Source organism: Kitasatospora sp. NPDC098663 (genome assembly GCF_044760075.1).
Taxonomy (GTDB): Bacteria; Actinomycetota; Actinomycetes; order Streptomycetales; family Streptomycetaceae; genus Kitasatospora.
This window is the reverse complement of the sequence record NZ_JBIWAP010000041.1, coordinates 33,573-50,829: the sequence shown is the minus strand read 5'-3', so window position 1 is coordinate 50,829 and position 17,257 is coordinate 33,573. Positions and strand designations below refer to the sequence as shown.

At 71.4% G+C, this 17,257-nt stretch carries 14 protein-coding genes; 10 read left to right on the top strand and 4 right to left on the bottom strand.

Annotated features, from left to right (window positions below; all coding sequences use genetic code 11):
* Positions 1-81: 81 nt before the first annotated feature.
* Positions 82-1,227 carry an alpha/beta hydrolase-fold protein gene (locus ACIQVZ_RS33175; RefSeq protein ID WP_350875368.1) on the bottom strand — a complete coding sequence of 382 codons (1,146 nt, stop codon included), beginning with the start codon at positions 1,225-1,227 and terminating at the stop codon, positions 82-84.
* 312 nt (positions 1,228-1,539) lie between these two features.
* Here ACIQVZ_RS33175 and ACIQVZ_RS33170 point away from each other — a divergent pair, with 312 nt between their 5' ends.
* From ACIQVZ_RS33170 to ACIQVZ_RS33140, 7 genes are all read left to right on the top strand, one after another.
* Positions 1,540-2,559 carry a sugar ABC transporter substrate-binding protein gene (locus tag ACIQVZ_RS33170; protein ID WP_350875370.1) on the top strand — a complete coding sequence of 340 codons (1,020 nt, stop codon included), beginning with the start codon at positions 1,540-1,542 and terminating at the stop codon, positions 2,557-2,559.
* On the top strand, positions 2,556-3,587 hold the full coding sequence (locus ACIQVZ_RS33165) for an ABC transporter permease (RefSeq protein ID WP_402455100.1): 1,032 nt from the start codon (positions 2,556-2,558) through the stop codon (positions 3,585-3,587). The genes ACIQVZ_RS33170 and ACIQVZ_RS33165 overlap by 4 nt, the downstream gene beginning before the upstream one ends.
* Complete coding sequence (locus ACIQVZ_RS33160) at positions 3,584-4,444, top strand: ATP-binding cassette domain-containing protein (RefSeq protein ID WP_402455098.1); 861 nt, start codon at positions 3,584-3,586, stop codon at positions 4,442-4,444. Before ACIQVZ_RS33165 ends, ACIQVZ_RS33160 begins: the two co-directional genes overlap by 4 nt.
* Before the next feature lie 2 nt (positions 4,445-4,446).
* A complete protein-coding gene (locus ACIQVZ_RS33155) occupies positions 4,447-5,553 on the top strand; it encodes an ROK family glucokinase (protein WP_400325662.1) in 1,107 nt (368 codons plus the stop codon).
* A gap of 149 nt (positions 5,554-5,702) precedes the next feature.
* The gene (ggt, locus tag ACIQVZ_RS33150) at positions 5,703-7,496 is read left to right on the top strand and encodes a gamma-glutamyltransferase (protein WP_402455096.1); all 1,794 of its coding nucleotides are present in this window, start codon (positions 5,703-5,705) and stop codon (positions 7,494-7,496) included.
* A 168-nt stretch (positions 7,497-7,664) separates the two neighbouring features.
* Positions 7,665-8,468 (top strand): exodeoxyribonuclease III, encoded by an 804-nt coding sequence (locus ACIQVZ_RS33145; RefSeq protein WP_402455094.1) that lies wholly within the window; start codon positions 7,665-7,667, stop codon positions 8,466-8,468.
* Between the two features lie 154 nt (positions 8,469-8,622).
* Positions 8,623-9,291: a hypothetical protein gene (locus ACIQVZ_RS33140; protein WP_402455091.1), complete on the top strand. Its 669-nt coding sequence runs from the start codon at positions 8,623-8,625 to the stop codon at positions 9,289-9,291.
* 71 nt (positions 9,292-9,362) lie between these two features.
* Here ACIQVZ_RS33140 and ACIQVZ_RS33135 read toward each other — a convergent pair whose 3' ends face one another.
* Complete coding sequence (locus ACIQVZ_RS33135) at positions 9,363-10,115, bottom strand: lysoplasmalogenase (protein ID WP_402455089.1); 753 nt, start codon at positions 10,113-10,115, stop codon at positions 9,363-9,365.
* A gap of 234 nt (positions 10,116-10,349) precedes the next feature.
* Here ACIQVZ_RS33135 and ACIQVZ_RS33130 point away from each other — a divergent pair, with 234 nt between their 5' ends.
* The 3 genes from ACIQVZ_RS33130 (at position 10,350) to ACIQVZ_RS33120 (ending at position 15,179) form a co-directional block, all read left to right on the top strand.
* Positions 10,350-12,164: a DUF2398 family protein gene (locus ACIQVZ_RS33130; RefSeq protein ID WP_402455087.1), complete on the top strand. Its 1,815-nt coding sequence runs from the start codon at positions 10,350-10,352 to the stop codon at positions 12,162-12,164.
* 247 nt (positions 12,165-12,411) lie between these two features.
* Positions 12,412-13,545, top strand: coding sequence for a hypothetical protein (locus ACIQVZ_RS33125; protein ID WP_402455085.1), 1,134 nt, complete (start codon positions 12,412-12,414; stop codon positions 13,543-13,545).
* 14 nt (positions 13,546-13,559) lie between these two features.
* Positions 13,560-15,179 (top strand): ATP-binding protein, encoded by a 1,620-nt coding sequence (locus tag ACIQVZ_RS33120; protein WP_402455082.1) that lies wholly within the window; start codon positions 13,560-13,562, stop codon positions 15,177-15,179.
* Between the two features lie 10 nt (positions 15,180-15,189).
* On the opposite strand, the gene ACIQVZ_RS33115 is transcribed toward ACIQVZ_RS33120, so the two are convergent.
* Both ACIQVZ_RS33115 and ACIQVZ_RS33110 read right to left on the bottom strand, forming a co-directional pair.
* Entirely contained in the window at positions 15,190-15,375 is a 186-nt protein-coding gene (locus tag ACIQVZ_RS33115) for a hypothetical protein (protein WP_350875387.1), read from the bottom strand.
* Positions 15,376-15,493: 118 nt separating this feature from the next.
* A complete protein-coding gene (locus ACIQVZ_RS33110) occupies positions 15,494-17,137 on the bottom strand; it encodes a BCCT family transporter (protein ID WP_350875389.1) in 1,644 nt (547 codons plus the stop codon).
* Positions 17,138-17,257: the final 120 nt, after the last annotated feature.

Below are 17,257 nucleotides of genomic sequence, written 5' to 3'. Positions count from 1 at the left end.
CCCGAGAGCCGTGCCTCATGCGGGAGGGCCCGCCGCGAAAATGCGCGGCGGGCCCTCCCGCATGATCGTTACTGCGTGGGACTACTGCGGCGGGATGACCGAGGTCATCCACTCGAAGATGCTCGGCACCATGGTCTTCCACAGCTCGGTGGTGTGCGGGCCGTTGCTCTCCTGGACCTGGACCTTGGTCGGCTCCTTGGCCGCCGCCGCGATCGCCTGGCCGTCCTCCAGACCGTCGCCCTTCTTGCCGCTGATGTAGAGGCTGACCTTCGGCGGCTGCTGGGCGCTCTTGAGGATGTTGACCGGGTTGTTGGCCTCGCGCAGCTTCGGGTCCTTGCCGACCAGGGAGTCGCTCTCGGACGCCGGGTCGTTGTAGCCGGACATCGAGATCGCGGCCCGGTACCGGTTGGGGTGCGCCAGGGACAGCTTGGCCGCGCAGTGGGCGCCGGCCGAGTAGCCGGCGATGCCCCAGCGGTCCGGGGACGGGTCGGCGCGGAAGTTGTCCATGATCATCTGCGGGACGTCCCGGGTGAGCCAGGCGTCGGCGTTGATCTTGCCGGGGATGTCGGTGCAGCCGGCGTCCTGGTGGTTGCCGAGGAGCAGGGTGCGCGGCGAGACCAGGATGAACGGGGAGACCTTGCCCTGCTGCATCAGCGGCTTGAGCTGCTCGGAGACCTTGAGCGTGCCGTACCAGGTGGAGGAGGAGCCCGGGTAGCCCGGGATCAGCTCGACCACCGGGAACTTCTTGTCCTTGAACGCCGGGTCGTTGTACTGCGGCGGCAGCCAGACCAGCACCTCGCCGTCGACCCCGGACACCTGGCCCTTGAGCTCGGTCTTCTGGACGTCGCCGGGCACCGCCGGGTCGCCCACGCCGGCGAACTTCTGGAGCGCCTTCGGCGGCTGCTTGGCCGCGTCGCCGCCGCCCTGGCCGGCGCCCTCCTTGCCCGCGGCGCCCTGGTCGGCCGGCGCCACCTGCGGCACGGCCCGGACGTGGTCACCGGTGCCGAGCAGGTCGTCCCAGTTGCCGTAGATCAGGTTGGCGTTGTTGACCATCACGAAGACCATCAGCACGGCCGTGATCTGGCAGAACATGATCATGACGAGCCTGGACAGGATCCGCACCGGGTTCGGCCCGCGGACCTTGCCCCAGTACAGGAGCGCCACCGCGATGGACACCGGCACCAGGATGACGGTGAGGATGAAGAATGGCGTACCTGTCAGTTGCATCGAGTTCTCGTATCCGGGTTGCTGGCCGCCCGAGCCCCACTCGCCCGAACGCACTCCAATGGCATTGGACGGCGCGGAACCGATGATCGGTTGCCATCCGAATCTGTGCGGAACCTGAGAGGAACATCACGTTTCCTGTGATGTTCCTGTTTCGGGTCGGCGCTAAGTCTGCCACCCGGACGGCGGTCGCCCGGACGAGATGTCCAGCGAACTTCCAGGAAGGTCCCCCGGGGCACCTTACCTCCCGCGTCCCGGGCGCCGCCGGGCGAGGCGGTGTCATCCACGTGCCGCCCGGCCAGAGAGACTAGGGGGATGAGCACAACCCGCTTTCGCCCGTCCCGCCGTTTCTGGCCCGTCTGCGCCCTCCTGGCACTCGCGGTCACCGCGGCCGGTTGCAGCAGTACCGGAGGCCGCCGCGCCGAGGAGGCCCGCGCCAAGGCGTCGGCCGCCGGCGGCAGCGCCGTCACCACCCCGCGCTGGAAGGTCGCCATGGTGACCCACGCCGGGGCCGGCGACGCCTTCTGGGACAGCGTGCGCAAGGGTGCCGAGCAGGCTGCCGCCAAGGACAACATCACCTTCCTGTACTCCAACGACGCGCAGACCCAGAACCAGGTCCAGCTCGTCCAGGCCGCCATCGACCAGAAGGTCGACGGCCTGCTGGTCACCCTCGCCAAGGGCGACGCCATGGCCGACGTCCTCGGCAAGGCCAAGGCCGCCGGCATCCCCGTGATCACCGTCAACTCCGGCCAGGAGTACTCCGCCAAGTTCGGCGCGCTCACCCACATCGGGCAGGACGAGTCCACCGCCGGCCAGGCGGCCGGCACCGAGCTGGCCGGCCGCGGCCGCAAGAACGTGCTCTGTGTCATCCACGAGCAGGGCAACATCGGCCAGGAGCAGCGCTGCTCCGGCGCCCAGTCCAAGGCCGGCGGCGCCTTCCAGGTGCTGTACGTGGACGGCGTCAACATGCCCGACGCCCGCGCCGCGATCTCCGCCAAGCTCCAGGCCGACCCGTCCATCGACACCGTGCTCACCCTCTCCGGCCCGATGGCCGCCACCGGCCTCCAGGCCGTCCAGGACGTCCACCGCGCCGTCGAGCTCGACACCTTCGACCTGGGGCCGCAGGTGGTGGCCGGCCTCAAGTCCGGCTCCGTCGGCTTCGCCGTCGACCAGCAGCCCTACCTCCAGGGCTACGAGGGCGTCGACCTGCTCTGGCTGTACAAGTCCAACCTGGACATGCTCGGCGGTGGCAAGCCCGTCGCGACCGGCCCGCAGATCCTGACCAGGGACGACGCCGACGCGCTCGCCGAGTACGTCGCGAGGGGGACCAGGTGAGCACCACCGACGTCCTCGCCCAGGACCGCCCGGCCGCGCTGCGCCGCCTCCTCGCCCGCCCCGAGCTCGGCTCGCTGATCGCCGCCGTCGCGGTGTTCACCGTCTTCGCGGTGGCCGCCGAACCCTTCCTGCGGGTCTCCTCGCTGGGCACCGTGCTCTACGCGGCGTCCACCATCGGGATCATGGCCGTCCCGGTCTCGCTGCTGATGATCGGCGGCGAGTTCGACCTGTCGGCCGGCGTGCTGGTCACCACCGCCGCGCTGACCTCCTCGATGGTCTCCTACCAGTTCACCGCGGTGACCTGGGTCGGCGCGCTGGTCTCGCTCGCCGTCACGCTGGCCGTCGGCGCCTTCAACGGCTGGATGCTCGGCCGCACCCGGCTGCCCAGCTTCATCGTCACCCTCGGCACCTTCCTGATGCTGACCGGTGCCAACCTCGGCGTCACCAAGCTGGTCTCCGGCACCGTCTCGACCAAGCCGATCTCCGACATGGAGGGCTTCGCCTCCTGCCGCTGGCTGTTCGCCTCCGAGATCACCGTCGGCGGACTGACGATCAAGGCCACCGTCTGGTGGTGGCTCGGCCTGCTCGCGGTCGGCAGCTGGGTGCTGTTGCGCACCCGCTTCGGCAACTGGATCTTCGCCGTCGGCGGCGACGCGGACGCCGCCCGCGCGGTCGGCGTGCCGGTCGCCCGCACCAAGACCCTGCTCTACCTCGGTGTCGGCTTCGGGGCCTGGGTGCTCGGCCAGCACCTGCTGTTCTCCTTCGACACCGTGCAGTCCGGCGAGGGCGTCGGCAACGAGCTGATCTACATCGTCGCGGCCGTCATCGGCGGCTGCCTGATCACCGGCGGCTACGGCTCGGTGGTCGGCTCCGCGCTCGGCGCGCTGATCTTCGGCATGGCCAGCAAGGGGATCATCTACGCCCAGTGGAACCCGGACTGGTTCAAGTTCTTCCTCGGCGCGATGCTGCTGCTCGCCGCCCTGCTGAACGCGTACGTCAAGCGCCAGGCCGAACGGGGGCCCCGATGAAGACCGAACTGCTCGCCCTGGAGGGCGTCGGCAAGAGCTACGGCACCGTGCGCGCCCTCCAGGACGTCTCGCTCACCCTGCACGCCGGAGAGATCAGCTGCGTGCTGGGCGACAACGGCGCCGGCAAGTCCACCCTGATCAAGATCATCTCCGGGCTGCACCAGCACGACGAGGGCAGCTACACCGTCGGCGGCGAGGAGGTCCGGCTCGACTCCCCGCGCCAGGCCCTGGACCGCGGCATCGCCACCGTCTACCAGGACCTCGCCGTCGTCCCGCTGATGCCGGTCTGGCGCAACTTCTTCCTCGGCTCCGAGCAGGGCCACCGCCGCTGGGGCGGCCTGCGCCTGGACGCCGAGGCGATGCGCACCACCACCCGCGAGGCGCTCGCCCGGATGGGCATCGACCTGCACGACGTGGACCGCCCGATCGGCACCCTCTCCGGCGGCCAGCGCCAGTGCGTGGCGATCGCCCGGGCCGTGCACTTCGGCGCCAAGGTGCTCATCCTGGACGAGCCGACCGCAGCGCTCGGCGTCAAGCAGTCCGGAGTGGTGCTCAAGTACGTCACCGCCGCCCGCGACGCCGGGCTCGGGGTCGTCCTGATCACCCACAACCCGCACCACGCCTACCTGGTCGGCGACCACTTCACCCTGCTCAAGCGGGGCCGGATGGCCGGCAGCCACCCGCGCACCGAGATCGGCCTCGAACAGCTCACCACCGAGATGGCCGGCGGCTCCGACCTCGCCGAACTCTCGCACGAGCTGGCCCGGCCCACCGAACCCGAGCCCCGCACCGAGTCCCAGCCCCGCACCGAACCCCAGCCCCGAACTGACCCCGAGCCCCGTGAGGAGCGTCCGTAGCCGTGACCAGCCCCCAAGGCAGCACCCGGCCGGCCGTCCTGCCCACCCTGCTCGGCCTCGGCCCCCGCGCCGAGCGCCGCCGCCGCGCCCTGCCCGCCGGGATACTGCGACTGCCCACCATCGGCGTCGACATCGGCGGCACCAAGGTGGTCGCCGGAGTGGTCGACGGCGAGGGCAAGGTGCTGGAGAAGCTGCGCACCGACACCCCCGACAAGAGCAAGAGCGCCAAGGTCGTCGAGAACGTCATCGTCGACCTGGTGCTGGAGCTCGCCGACCGGCACGACGTCCACGCCGTCGGCATCGGCGCGGCCGGCTGGGTCGACGCCGACCGTTCCACGGTGCTGTTCGCCCCGCACCTGAACTGGCGGGGCGAGCCGCTCCAGCAGGCGCTCAGCGAGCGGCTGCGCTTCCCGGTGATCGTGGAGAACGACGCCAACGCCGCCGCCTGGGCCGAATGGCGCTTCGGCGCCGGGCGCGGCGAGGACCACATGGTGATGCTCACCCTGGGCACCGGCATCGGCGGCGCCGTCGTCCGCGACGGCTACGTCGACCGCGGCAAGTACGGCCTGGCGGGCGAGTTCGGCCACATGCAGGTGCTGCCCGGCGGCCACCGCTGCCCGTGCGGCAACCGCGGCTGCTGGGAGCAGTACTCCTCCGGCAACGCGCTGGTGCGCGACGCCCGCGAACTCGTCGCCGAGGAGTCCCCGGTGGTGCAGCCGCTGCTCGCCCGGGCCGGCGGCACCGTCGAGGGCATCACCGGACCGCTGGTCACCGAGGCCGCCCGGGCCGGCGACCCGACCGCCACCGAACTGCTCTACGAGGTCGGCACCTGGCTCGGCGTCGGCATCGCCAACCTGGCCGCCGCGCTCGACCCGGGCCGCTTCGTCATCGGCGGCGGCGTCTCCGAGGCCGGCGACCTGCTGCTCGGCCCGGCCCGGGACACCTTCCGCCGCACCCTCACCGGGCGCGGCTTCCGGCCCGAGGCGAGCATCGTGCACGCCGCACTCGGCAACGAGGCCGGCCTGGTCGGCGCCGCCGACCTCGCCCGGCAGGTCGCCCGCCGGTTCCGCACCATCAAGCGGCGCCGGGTCGAGCGCAGCGGCGTCTAGGCCCTGTTCGGCAAGATCGGCCGGACAGGGCCTCGGCCCTTTCGCCTGATTCGGTTCCGTCAACTACCGGTTGGTAGCGGTGCGGTGTGATTGTCGGGATCATGCCTCCTGTGAGACAACGGAGTTGACGTCGACTCAGGAGGACTCGGATGAGGGCTCTGGCCCGGATCGCACCACCGCTGCTGCTCGCCACCGCCCTGGTCTGGTCCTGCGCCGGGCCGGCCGGGGCGGCGGGGGCGGCCCCGCCGCCGAAGGCCCCCGAGGCGGTGGGTCGGGGCGGAGCGGTGGCCAGCGTCGACGCCGACGCCACCGCGGCCGGCATCGAGGTGCTGCGCAAGGGCGGCAACGCGGTCGACGCGGCGGTCGCGACCGCCGCCGCCCTCGGCGTCACCGAGCCCTACTCCTCCGGCATCGGCGGCGGCGGGTACTTCGTCTACTACGACCACGCCACCGGCCGGGTGCACACCATCGACGGCCGCGAGGTGGCCGGCCGCACCGCCGACAGCGGGCTGTTCCTGGAGGACGGCAAGCCGCTGGCCTTCGCCGACGCCGTCACCAGCGGCCTGTCCGTCGGCGTCCCCGGTACCGCCGCCACCTGGGACACCGCCCTGCGCCAGTGGGGCACCCGCACGCTCGCCGACGCCCTGGGGCCCGCCGAGCGGATCGCCGACAACGGCTTCGTCGTCGACCAGACCTTCCGCGGCCAGACCGCCGACAACTACGACCGGTTCAAGGACTTCCCGGACACCGCCAAGCTCTACCTGCCCGGCGGCAAGCCCCCCGAGGTCGGCACCGTCCTGCGCAACCCCGACCTCGCCGCCACCTACCGGCTGCTCGCCAAGGACGGCGTCAAGGCCTTCTACCAGGGCGACCTCGGCAAGGACGTGGCCGACACCGTCCAGCACCCGCCGGTCGACCCGGCCTCCGGCCGCAACGCCCGCCCCGGCAAGATCGACACCGCCGACCTCGCCGCCTACCAGGTCCGCCGCCAGGCGCCCACCCACGTCCCGTACCGGGACTACGACGTCTACTCCATCGCCCCCTCCAGCTCCGGCGGCACCACCGTCGGCGAGGCGCTCGGCATCCTGGAGGACGGCGACCTCGGCGCGTACAGCGACACGCAGTACTACCACCACTTCCTGGACGCCTCCCGGATCGCCTTCGCCGACCGCAACCGCTGGGTCGGCGACCCGGCCTTCGGCGACGTCCCCACCAAGGAACTGCTCTCCGCGCGCTACGCCGCCTCCCGGGCCTGCCTGATCAGCCCCGACCGGGCCCTCACCAGCCCGCTCGCCCCCGGCGACCCGCGCCACCCCGCCGACTGCGCCGAGGCCGGCCCCGCCGTCGCCGAGCCCTACGAGGGCCCCAACACCACCCACCTCAGCGTGGCCGACCGCTGGGGCAACGTCGTCTCCTACACCCTCACCATCGAGCAGACCGGCGGCAGCGGCATCACCGTCCCCGGCCGCGGCTTCCTGCTCAACAACGAACTCACCGACTTCGACTTCACCCCGCTCACCCCGGGCGTCCCCGACCCCAACCTGCCCGGCCCGGGCAAGCGGCCGCGCTCCTCGATCTCCCCGACCATCGTGCTGCGCGACGGCGAACCGCTGCTGGCCACCGGTAGCCCCGGCGGCGCGACCATCATCACCACCACCCTCCAGGTGCTGCTCGGGCGGCTCGACCGGGGCCTGAGCCTGGAACAGGCCATCGCCGCACCGCGCGCCAGCCAGCGCAACACCGTCGCCACCCAGGCCGAGCCCGGCTTCCTGGCGCTGCCCGAACGGGCCGCCCTGGAGGCGCTCGGGCACAGCTTCACGTCCGTCGCCGAGATCGGCGCCGCCACCGGCGTCGAACGGCTGCCGGACGGGCGGTGGGTGGCCGCGGCCGAACCGGTCCGGCGCGGGGGCGGCTCCGCGGCGGTGGTCCGGCCCACGGGCTGACCGGGCCGCAGGCCGGCCGGGCCGCGCTGTCGGTGCCGGGCGGTATGTTCGGGGTGGGCGTCCCCTCAGGGGGTGCCCACCCCTCGTCTTGACCGGACCACCCGTCCATCACCACTCGTCCGTACCGAAGCACCCGTCCGTACCGAACCACCGGGAAGGCCGCCCGCCGTGACCGTCCGCATCGCCACCTGGAACATCAACTCCGTCACCGCGCGGCTGCCCAAGCTCCTGGAGTGGCTGGAGAGCGCCAAGCCCGACGTGCTCTGCCTCCAGGAGCTCAAGTGCGCGGCCGACGCCTTCCCGTACGAGGAGGTGCGCGCCCTCGGGTACGAGACGGCGGCCCACGGCACCGGCCGGTGGAACGGCGTCGCGATCGTCTCCCGGCTCGGCCTGGACGACGTCGTGCGCGACCTGCCCGGCCAGCCCGGCTACCTCGCCGACGGCGCCCTGCTGCCCGACGTGGAGCCGCGCGCCGTCGCCGCCACCTGCGGCCCGGTCCGGATCTGGTCGGTCTACGTGCCCAACGGCCGCGAGGTCGACCACACCCACTACCGCTACAAGCTGGAGTGGCTGCAGGCGCTGCGCACGGCCGCCACCGAGGACGCCGCCGGGCCCCGCCCGTTCGCCGTCCTCGGGGACTTCAACATCGCCCCCGCCGACGAGGACGTCTACGACGTCGCCGCCTTCGAGGGACTCACCCACGTCACCCCCGCCGAGCGGGCCGCGCTGGAGGCCCTCGGCGAGGTGGGCCTGCACGACGTGGTACCGCGACCGCTCAAGTACGACCGCCCCTACACCTACTGGGACTACCGCCAGCTGGCGTTCCCCAAGAACCGGGGCATGCGGATCGACCTCACCTACGCCAACAAGCCCTTCGTGGACGCCGTCACCGACAGCTACGTGGACCGCGAGGCCCGCAAGGGCAAGGGCACCTCGGACCACGCGCCGGTCGTGGTCGACCTCGACCTGTGAATCACCCTGGGTGAGAGGCGGTAACCCGAACGGTCCCGACCGGTGGCCGGGGCCGGGCGGGCTGCCTACTGTCGGGCATAACCGGGTGCAGTTGTTCGACCACGTGGACATCGGAGTCCCCCCGGCTGCGCCCGAGAATCCCGGAGGTTCCGGCATGCGCCCCATGCGTACGGCCGCCGCCGCTCTGATCGGCGCGACGGTGCTGACCGGCCTGACGGCCCCCCTCGCATCCGCCAGGGACGGCTCGGCCTCGGTCAGCCCGTCCCAGGCCGCACCGGGCCAGACCGTGAAGGTCACGGTCTCCTGTGAGAAGTCGGACAAGCCCGACGCCAAGACCATCACCGCCCACTCCGCCGCGTTCGACGGCGGTCCGGCCACTCTCACCCTGGGCTCCGACGGCAAGCACAGCGGCTCGGCCCGGCTGGCCGGCCAGCACTCCGGGGACAGCAGGATCGACGGCACCTGCCCGGACGGCGGGGCGTTCTCCACCAGCGTCAAGACCGTCGCGGCCGCCGGCGTCCCGGTGGCCGGCTCCGACAGGGGCTCCGAGAAAGGGCCTGAGAAGGGCCCCGAGAAGGGCCCCGAGAAGGGTCCCGAGAAGGGTCCCGAGAAAGGCCTCGGTGACTGGGGCAAGGCGGCCGGCGAGTGGGCGGGTTCGCTCGGCCAGTCCGGCGCCGGCGGCCAGCAGGTCGCCCCGCACGGTGCCGTGAACACCGGCCTCGGCGGTTCGGTCGCGGCCGATCCGGCGGAGCTGGCCGGGGGCCTGGCCCTGGTGGCGGGCGGCCTCGGAGGCTTCTGGCTGCTGCGGCGGCGCGGTGCCTGATGGGCACCGCGCCTTTTTCGTCTTTCCCGCGCGCCGTCGGACCCTGACCGGGCCGGCGGCGCACAGGCGTGTCAGCCGGCCTGCGGCGCGGGGTTCTGCTGCAGCTGAGGCCCGTGCCCGTGCTCGTGCCCGTGCTCGTGCTCGTGCTCGTGCCGGAGGGTGCCGCTGGCCAGCAGGTACTGGGCCAGGACGTACGTCGCCATGATCCAGAACTGGTGCCCGGGCAGCTCCCGCCACTTCGCCAGCTGGGTGGCGATCAGCGTGTCGGACAGCAGGAACAGCGCTCCGCCCAGCCCGGTCCGCCAGCCCAGCCCGGCCGAGGTGACGGCCGTGGAGGCGAGCAGCAGGCTGTAGCCGGCCACCGGGATCCGCAGGTCCCCGAGGTCCGGCCAGAGCTGCCCGACCATGGCCGCCCAGGCGGTTGCGTACGCGGCCGCCACCACCAGGGCCCGCCGACGGTCGGTCAGCGCCCCGCGCCGGACGAACATCGTCACGTAGCAGATGTGCGCCGCCGCGAACGAGCCCATCCCGGCCAGGAACGCGGTGTCGTTCTTCAGCTGGAGCAGCACGTCCCCGCCCGCGCTCAGCAGCAGCGCCGGGGCCAGCGGCTTCGGCGCCCGCCGCCCGGCGGAGGCGGCCGCGGCGACGCTGTGCGCGGCCAGCAGCGGCATCAGGGCCGGCTTGGTGGCGTTCTGCAGCACGGACGCGCCGGAGGCGATCGCGCCCAGGTGCGTCGCCGAGGCGGCCGCGAAGCCGCCGAGCAGACCGGCGGCCGAGCGCAGACGGCCGCCGAGGACGGCACGGGTGGTCGTACGGATGCTCATGCGGCTGCTGACCTCCGGGGTCGGGCGGTGGGGGAGTGTGACGAACCCTAGGCGACCCGGCGGTACGGCGGAAGAGCGGGTTACCGGTGCGTAACCCGGGTGGTGCGGGGCGGGTGGCCGCGTGACGGCGGGTGCGGGCCGGCGGGCGGCGTAGCGGAGGGCCGCCGGTCACTTCGGCGCACGGCCGGTTGCTGCCACCGGGTGACGCGGCCACCGTCTAGTCTGGTCCCCGACATGGAGCAGCAGGAGTACGCGGTCGGTGCCACCCGGGTGGCCGCCGGCAGGCCGGACGGGCGCACGGGCGGGACGGGGCTGAGGAGCACCGACGCCCTCCTCGCCGTACGCGAACCCGCGGCCGGGGCGGCGCCCGAAGCCGTGTCCGGCCCCCGTGCTGACGCCGCGCCGACCAGGCCCGCGCCCGAGCCGGGCGCCGCCCCCGCGCTCTCGCCCGACCCGGGCCTGCTCCGGCTCGCCCACTGGTTCGCCGCCGCCACCCCCGGCACCGCCGACGACCTGTGCGCCGCGTCCTTCGGCCTCTACCCGGCCCGCCATCTCGGTGCCCCCGCCGAAGCGGCGCCCGACGCCGACGTCAGCTGGTGGCACGGCCCCACCGCGCACGCCACCGCCGCCCTGCGCTCCCGGGAGCCCCGCCCCGTCGGCGGTCTGCGCCGCGCCCGGCGGGACGCCTCCGCGCTGCCCGTCGTCCGGTCAGGTGCCAAGCCGGGCAGGCCCGGCAGGCACCGCAAGCCCGAGCGCACCCGCCCGGTGCCGGGCGCGCAGGATCGTTCCGGCCAGGACCTTCCGATACCGGCCCCGGCCCTGCTTGTCGCGGACGTTTCCGCCCCGGCCCTTCCCACCGTCGACCTGCCCGCCGTCGACCTGCCCGCCGCCGAACGCCGGATCGCCGCCCGGCTGCTGCTCGCCCACCCGCTGGTCACCGCCTCCGGCCCGCACGCCGACGGCTTCCCGTTGATCCGCCGTCACCGCGACTGGCTCGTCGAGCGCTTCGACGCCCTGCTCGGCTACCGGCTCGTCGTCGGCCCCTGGCACGCCCGGCTCTGCAAGGCCGGCCTCGGCCCCGGCGCCGCCCGCCGCCTCGAACACCCCGCGACCGGAGCCCCTTTCACCCCCGCCGGCTACGCCCAACTCGCTCTCGCCCTCGCCCTGTTGGTCGACGCCCCCGAGCAACTTCGGTACGGGCGACTGCTCGACGCCATGCGCGCCGCGGCGCCGGGCCTCGCCGCCGGCCCGGCCGACCGTGCGATGGCCCTCGCCGCGCTCGCCGACTGGCAGGTCCTCGGCGAGCTGCCGGTCGGCGGGGCCGACCCGGCCGACCCCGCCGACCGGGACGCCGTACTGACCGTCGACCGCGAACTCGCCCGCGCCGTCCCGGCCGGCCCGCCCGCCCTCGCCGACGACGCCGCCGACCTGATCCGTCGGGCCGCCGCCGCCGAACCCGCCACCGCCGTGCGCCGCCTGCTCGCCGAGACCCCCGCCGTCCTCGACGCCGATCTCCCCGAGGACCGGCGCGCCTGGCTGCACGAGCACCGGCTGAGCGGCCCGGCCGCGCTCGCCGACTTCCTCGGCCTGGAGACCGAGCTGCGGACCGAGGGCGTCGCCCTGCTCGACCCGGCCGACGAGCTCACCGACCTCGTCTTCCCCGGCGCGGGCCCCCTGTCGCAGGCCGCCCTGCTGCTGCTCGAAGGCCTGGTGGAGGAAGTCCGCCCGCTGCCCGGCGAGACCACCGCCGGCGGCGACGTCCCGATCCCCGACGCGCTGATAGACGGCCTCCTCGGCGACATCGCCGACGAGTACGGCCTCCCGGCCCGCTGGCGCCGCGACTACCTCGCCGACCGCACCGCGCTGCGCCGCGACGCCCTCGACCTGCTCCACAACCTCGGCCTGATCACCCCCACCCCCCGCGGCAGCCGCCCCCCGGGCTGGCTCCTGCGCCCGCCCGCCGCCCGCTACGCCCCCGCCCCGGACTTCCACCCCGTCCCCGGCACCGGCCGCCACTCCCGCCCTGCTCACTTTCAGACGCCTGGCTAGGGCGCGGCTCCCCGTCTTTAGGATTCCAAATCAGACAAAAGCTACCTTTTATGGATTTATTGATCAAATTTCCCCATTTTGATCGAGTCGACCCGGTCGCTCCTCCCGGGGTGTTCGCGTGAAATCCGGGCGAGCGGCAGCTGACAAGGCCGTACGATGACTATCCGCTTGCAACGACCGTCACGGTGGCATCGGCTGCGAGTCCTGTCCCTCGGGACGTTGGTCGATCGAGAGAGGGTCAGTACCTGTGGCGCGTCGCGGCAACCCTGAGCACGAGCGCGACGGTGGGCATCACGCCATCAAGGGGTTTACCTTCCAGTTCGACGCGTCCCTTTTGCGGCTCCTTGAGAACCCGACCGCCGAAGTGGAGGTCGAAGGTGTGCAAGATATCGGGGTCCAGAACTTCCACATCCAGGTGAAGAACCGGAACGAGAAGTTCTCGCTGATGAAGGTCGGCAAGGCCGTCCGGCAGATGATGGCCCAGTACGCGGTGGACCGTACCGCGAAGTTCGCCCTGTACTGCCATTTCTCGGACCAGGATTCGGGCACCTCCCTGGTACTGGCCCCGGCCGACCTGGACCGGGTGCTCGGTGCCGAAGTCGAGGAGTACGACGCTGAGACCAGGAAGTCGTTTACCGAAGCCTTCAAGATCCTCTTTGCCCCGGACTACGAGCGACAATTCGGAGATGTACTCCGGCTGCTGAAGACGGCGCTGCGGGCGGGCAGTGAGTCGGAGGCACTGTACTACCACGCCCTCATCCACGCCCATCTGCGGCATGTCGTTCTCACCCGAGAGCAGGGGGAACGGCGAGTTTCCTTCAGGGACTTGAGGGAACTGGTGCGGAGCGCGCGGTCGGCGATCTTCGAGGCTGGCTACGCCGAGTTCCGCGGTTACGACGACTACTTGAAGCTGCTGCGAGATCAGTATAAGAGCTCGTCGGTCAACGTGCCCAAGCGTCAGAGGCTCTTCATCGTAGAGGTGGGCCTGGGCACGCACATCGACGATCTCGTTGATGTCGCGAGCACCTTGCGACGCCGCTACTTCATCGGCGAGTCGCCGGCGCCATTCGTGAGTTTCCGCAACGTTGACGACCTGATCAAGCTGAAGACCGCGTTGTGGCGGGCCGACATCCGGTTCGATGACGGGTTCCCGTTCGGCGGCTCCGGATTCCAACCCGACCACCTGGTGGACACGCCAGGAGGAGGGCACGGGCTGAAGCTGGTCGACTTTGATGATATTCGATCCGTGACGGGGTCGGCCCGATTCCATGAGGTCCACGATTTCTATCTGTCGGACGCTGTGCCGACCCCGGATGCCATGGCAAGGACGTGGCACGTATCGGTCGAGCGTGTTCTCGACATTCAGAAGATCATCGATTGACCCGAGGGGTTGACGTGTCCGGTGCCGAAGTGGTTGCGGTATATCCCGATCGCATCAAGATCGAGGTCGGTGATATCTCCGAGCTCGCCGAGGGCGAACCGCTCAAGGTCGGTTCGTATCTGCGGGTCTACGACAGTGAGCAGTGCTCGATCATCGCTATCGTCGAGAACTTCTCCATCGAGCTGAAGCAGATTTCCGGCGCTGACCCGCGGCGGGTCTACGTACTGGAGGCAGTCCCGCTGGGCTTCCTCGATGCCGACGGCGTCTTCGAACGCGGTGGAGGGAGCATCGCGATTCCGCCGAAGTCGGTGGCGGTGGCGGGTCATGACGACGTGCAGCGGGTGTATGACACGGTTCCGCAGGAGAAGCGGTTCCTGTTCGCCTACCTCGCCCGCGAGCGACACGTCGACGTTCCTGTGGACGGTGACAGGTTCTTCAACCGGCATCTCGCCATCGTCGGGTCGACCGGGTCGGGAAAGTCCCACGCGGTCTCGAAGATCATCCAGCAGGCGACCGGAATGCGTGAGCCCAAGCTGGGTGAGTACCGGCTCAACAACACCCATGTCATCGTCTTCGACATCCATGGGGAGTATCGGACGGCGTTTCCCGACGCCAACCACCTGAACGTCGACACGCTGACCCTCCCGTACTGGCTGCTCAGCTCGGAGGAGCTCCAAGACCTGCTGATCGAGAGTCACGAGGAGCAGTCGCACAACCAGGTTGCGGTGCTGAAGAAGGCCGTCACCGACGGTCGGCAGGCGGCGTATCGTGACGAGGCCCGCCGTGACCTCATCCACTACGACTCACCGGTGTTCTTCGACATCGACACCGTCCTGGAGGAGATCCGGCGCAAGAACGAGGAGATGGTCGGCGGAACACGCGGCCAGAAGCAGGGGCCTCTGTTCGGGAAGCTGGACAACTTCCTGACCCGCCTGGAGGGGCGCCGTCACGACCGTCGTCTGGACTTCCTGCTCGGTGAGCGGACGAAGAAGGTCAGCCTGGAAGAGACTCTGCGTCAGTTCACCGGATACACGGAGTCCAGGGCCAATGTCACCGTCGTCGATCTCAGTGGTGTCCCGTTCGAGGTGCTGAGCATCACGGTCTCGTTCATCTCGCGGCTGCTGTTCGACTACGCGTACTACTACAAGAATGCGCACCCCGACCTGAAGGTGGAGACCCCGCTTCTGTTGGTGTACGAGGAGGCTCACAAGTACGTGCCGAAGAGTGGCGCCGCAAAGTACAACGCCTCGCGCGCGGCGATCGAGCGGATCGCGAAGGAGGGGCGAAAGTACGGGATCACCGCCGCGATCGTCAGTCAGCGACCCTCGGAGATCTCCGAGACGATCTTCTCGCAGTGCAGTAACTTTCTGGCGATGAGACTGACGAACCCTGAGGACCAGAACTACGTAAAGCGACTGATCCCCGACTCATTGGGCCCGCTGACCGAATCGCTGCCGATGCTGTCGTCGGGGGAGGCGCTGCTCCTTGGCGACGCGGTCGTGATGCCGTCCTTGGTCCGGCTGGTGGAAGCCGACCCCGTGCCGTCGTCGAGCGATGTGCGGTACCTCCAGGAATGGGTCCGACCCTGGCACGACGTCGTCTTCGACCCGATCATCTCTGACTGGGAACGGTAGGTGTGGCGGGTCACTTTCTCGCGGTGGCCGTGGTGGCGGCGAGGGTGCCGTGCTGGACGGTCTCGACGGTGGCGCCGACGCCGAAGGTGCCGAGGGCGATGGAGGCGAGGACGGCGGTGGCGGCGAGGAGGCGGCGGTGGCGCCGGGGGAGCGGGAAGCGCGGTTCCTGGTAGGGCGCCTGAGGGCTGGCGTTCATGACAGGGAGGGTCCCAGGGTGGTGTGAACGGTCGGTACGCGCGGGTGAAGTCCGGGCGGGGGTTGGGCGTCGGTTGGCCGCGTACGCCCCACCTGCGGGGGTGGGGCGTACGCGCTGGTCAGCGGCGTGGTGTGCGTTCGGCGAGGGCCTCGCCGACGGCGACCCGGACGGCGTCGCGCAGGCCGTGCACGGGGTGCAGGCGGGACGGGCCGGCGGCCGGGTCCTCGCGGAGCTCCTTCACCAGGGACACGCAGAGCAGCAGCATCACGACCACGAACGGCAGCGCGACCAGGATCGTCGCGTTCTGCAGCGCGGTGAGCCCGCCGGCCAGCAGCAGGGCGGCGGCGACCCCGCCCATCAGCACGCCCCAGACGACCACGAGCCAGGTGCGCGGGTGCAGCGAGCCGCGGCTGGAGAGCGAGCCGAGGACGAGGGAGGCGGAGTCGGCGCTGGTGATGAAGAAGGTCATCACCAGCAGTACGGCGACGACGCTGGTGACGGAGCCGAGCGGCAGCGCGCGCAGCATCTCGAACAGCGAGGCCTCCGCGCCCTTCGGGATGGTCGCGACCAGGTCGGCCGCGCCGGTGGAGACCAGTCGGATCGCGGTGCCGCCCATCACGCAGAACCAGATCACGGTGGCTCCGCTGGGCACCAGCAGGACGCCGAGCAGGAACTGCCGGATGGTGCGGCCGCGGGAGATGCGGGCGATGAAGGTGCCGACGAAGGGGGCCCAGGAGAGCCACCAGGCCCAGTAGAAGATCGTCCAGGAGCCGAGCCAGCTCTCGTCGGTGAAGGCCCCGGTCTGGGTGGACATGCCGAGCAGGTCGGAGAGGTAGCCGCCGACGGTGGAGGGGATCGCGTCCAGCGTGAACACCGTCGGACCGAACACGAAGACGAAGAGCATGATCAGCGAGGCCAGGACGACGTTCGCGGTGGAGAGCCACTTGACGCCCTTGTGGACGCCGGAGAAGGCGGAGAGCACGAAGGCGGCGGTCAGCGAGCCGATGATGATCAGCTGGGCGTTCTGGGTGTTGCGCACGGAGGTGATGTAGCCGAGGCCGTCGGCGACCTGGAGCGCGCCGAGGCCGAGGCTGGTGGCGGAGCCGAAGACGGTCGCGAAGACGGCCAGCAGGTCGATCGCGCGCCCGGGCCAGCCGTCGGCGCCGCGCTGGCCGATCAGCGGGACGAAGGCGGCGGAGATGCGGTTGCCGCGGCCCTTGCGGAAGGTGGTGTAGGCGAGGGCGAGGCCGCCGACGGCGTAGATCGCCCACGGGTGCAGGGTCCAGTGGAACAGCGAGAACTCCAGGGCCTGCTGGGCGGCGGCCGCGCTCTGCGGTTCCAGGCCGGAGCCGGGCTGCGGGGTGGCGAACAGCTGGAGCGGCTCGCCGACGCCGTAGAACATCAGGCCGATGCCCATGCCGGCGCTGAACATCATGGCGACCCAGGCGAGGGTGGAGAACTCGGGTTCGTCGTCGTCGCGGCCGAGCCGGATGCGGCCGAAGCGGCTGAAGGCGAGCAGCACGGTGAGGACGAGGAAGACGTCGGCGGCCACCACGAACAGCCAGCCGAAGTTGTGCAGGACCCAGCCGAGCGCGCTGCTGGAGGTCCGGCCGAGCGAGTCCTCGGCGAAGACGCCCCAGGCGACCACGGCCAGCACCAGGGCGGCGCTGATCCCGAACACCACCCGGTCGGCGGGCAGGGTCGCGGCGGGTTCGTCGGGCGCCTCCGCGGGTTGGCCGGGCTGCGGCGGCTGGCTGCTCATCGGGTGGACTCTCCTGCCTCGGGGCGGACGTGGGCTTCGGCGACATCGGCGGATTAAAGCTGCATGTCGCACTATGTCCAGTTCGTGCCGCGAGGGGCGGGAGGGCGCGCCGGGGAGGCG

Bases quoted from the DNA above. Each gene is read 5' to 3' on its own strand.
- ACIQVZ_RS33175 (WP_350875368.1), bottom strand. From the start codon at position 1,227: ATGCAACTGACAGGTACGCCATTCTTCATCCTCACCGTCATCCTGGTG.
- ACIQVZ_RS33170 (WP_350875370.1), top strand. From the start codon at position 1,540: ATGAGCACAACCCGCTTTCGCCCGTCCCGCCGTTTCTGGCCCGTCTGC.
- ACIQVZ_RS33160 (WP_402455098.1), top strand. From the start codon at position 3,584: ATGAAGACCGAACTGCTCGCCCTGGAGGGCGTCGGCAAGAGCTACGGC.
- ggt (WP_402455096.1), top strand. From the start codon at position 5,703: ATGAGGGCTCTGGCCCGGATCGCACCACCGCTGCTGCTCGCCACCGCC.
- ACIQVZ_RS33140 (WP_402455091.1), top strand. From the start codon at position 8,623: ATGCGCCCCATGCGTACGGCCGCCGCCGCTCTGATCGGCGCGACGGTG.
- ACIQVZ_RS33135 (WP_402455089.1), bottom strand. From the start codon at position 10,115: ATGAGCATCCGTACGACCACCCGTGCCGTCCTCGGCGGCCGTCTGCGC.
- ACIQVZ_RS33130 (WP_402455087.1), top strand. From the start codon at position 10,350: ATGGAGCAGCAGGAGTACGCGGTCGGTGCCACCCGGGTGGCCGCCGGC.
- ACIQVZ_RS33115 (WP_350875387.1), bottom strand. From the start codon at position 15,375: ATGAACGCCAGCCCTCAGGCGCCCTACCAGGAACCGCGCTTCCCGCTC.
- ACIQVZ_RS33110 (WP_350875389.1), bottom strand. From the start codon at position 17,137: ATGAGCAGCCAGCCGCCGCAGCCCGGCCAACCCGCGGAGGCGCCCGAC.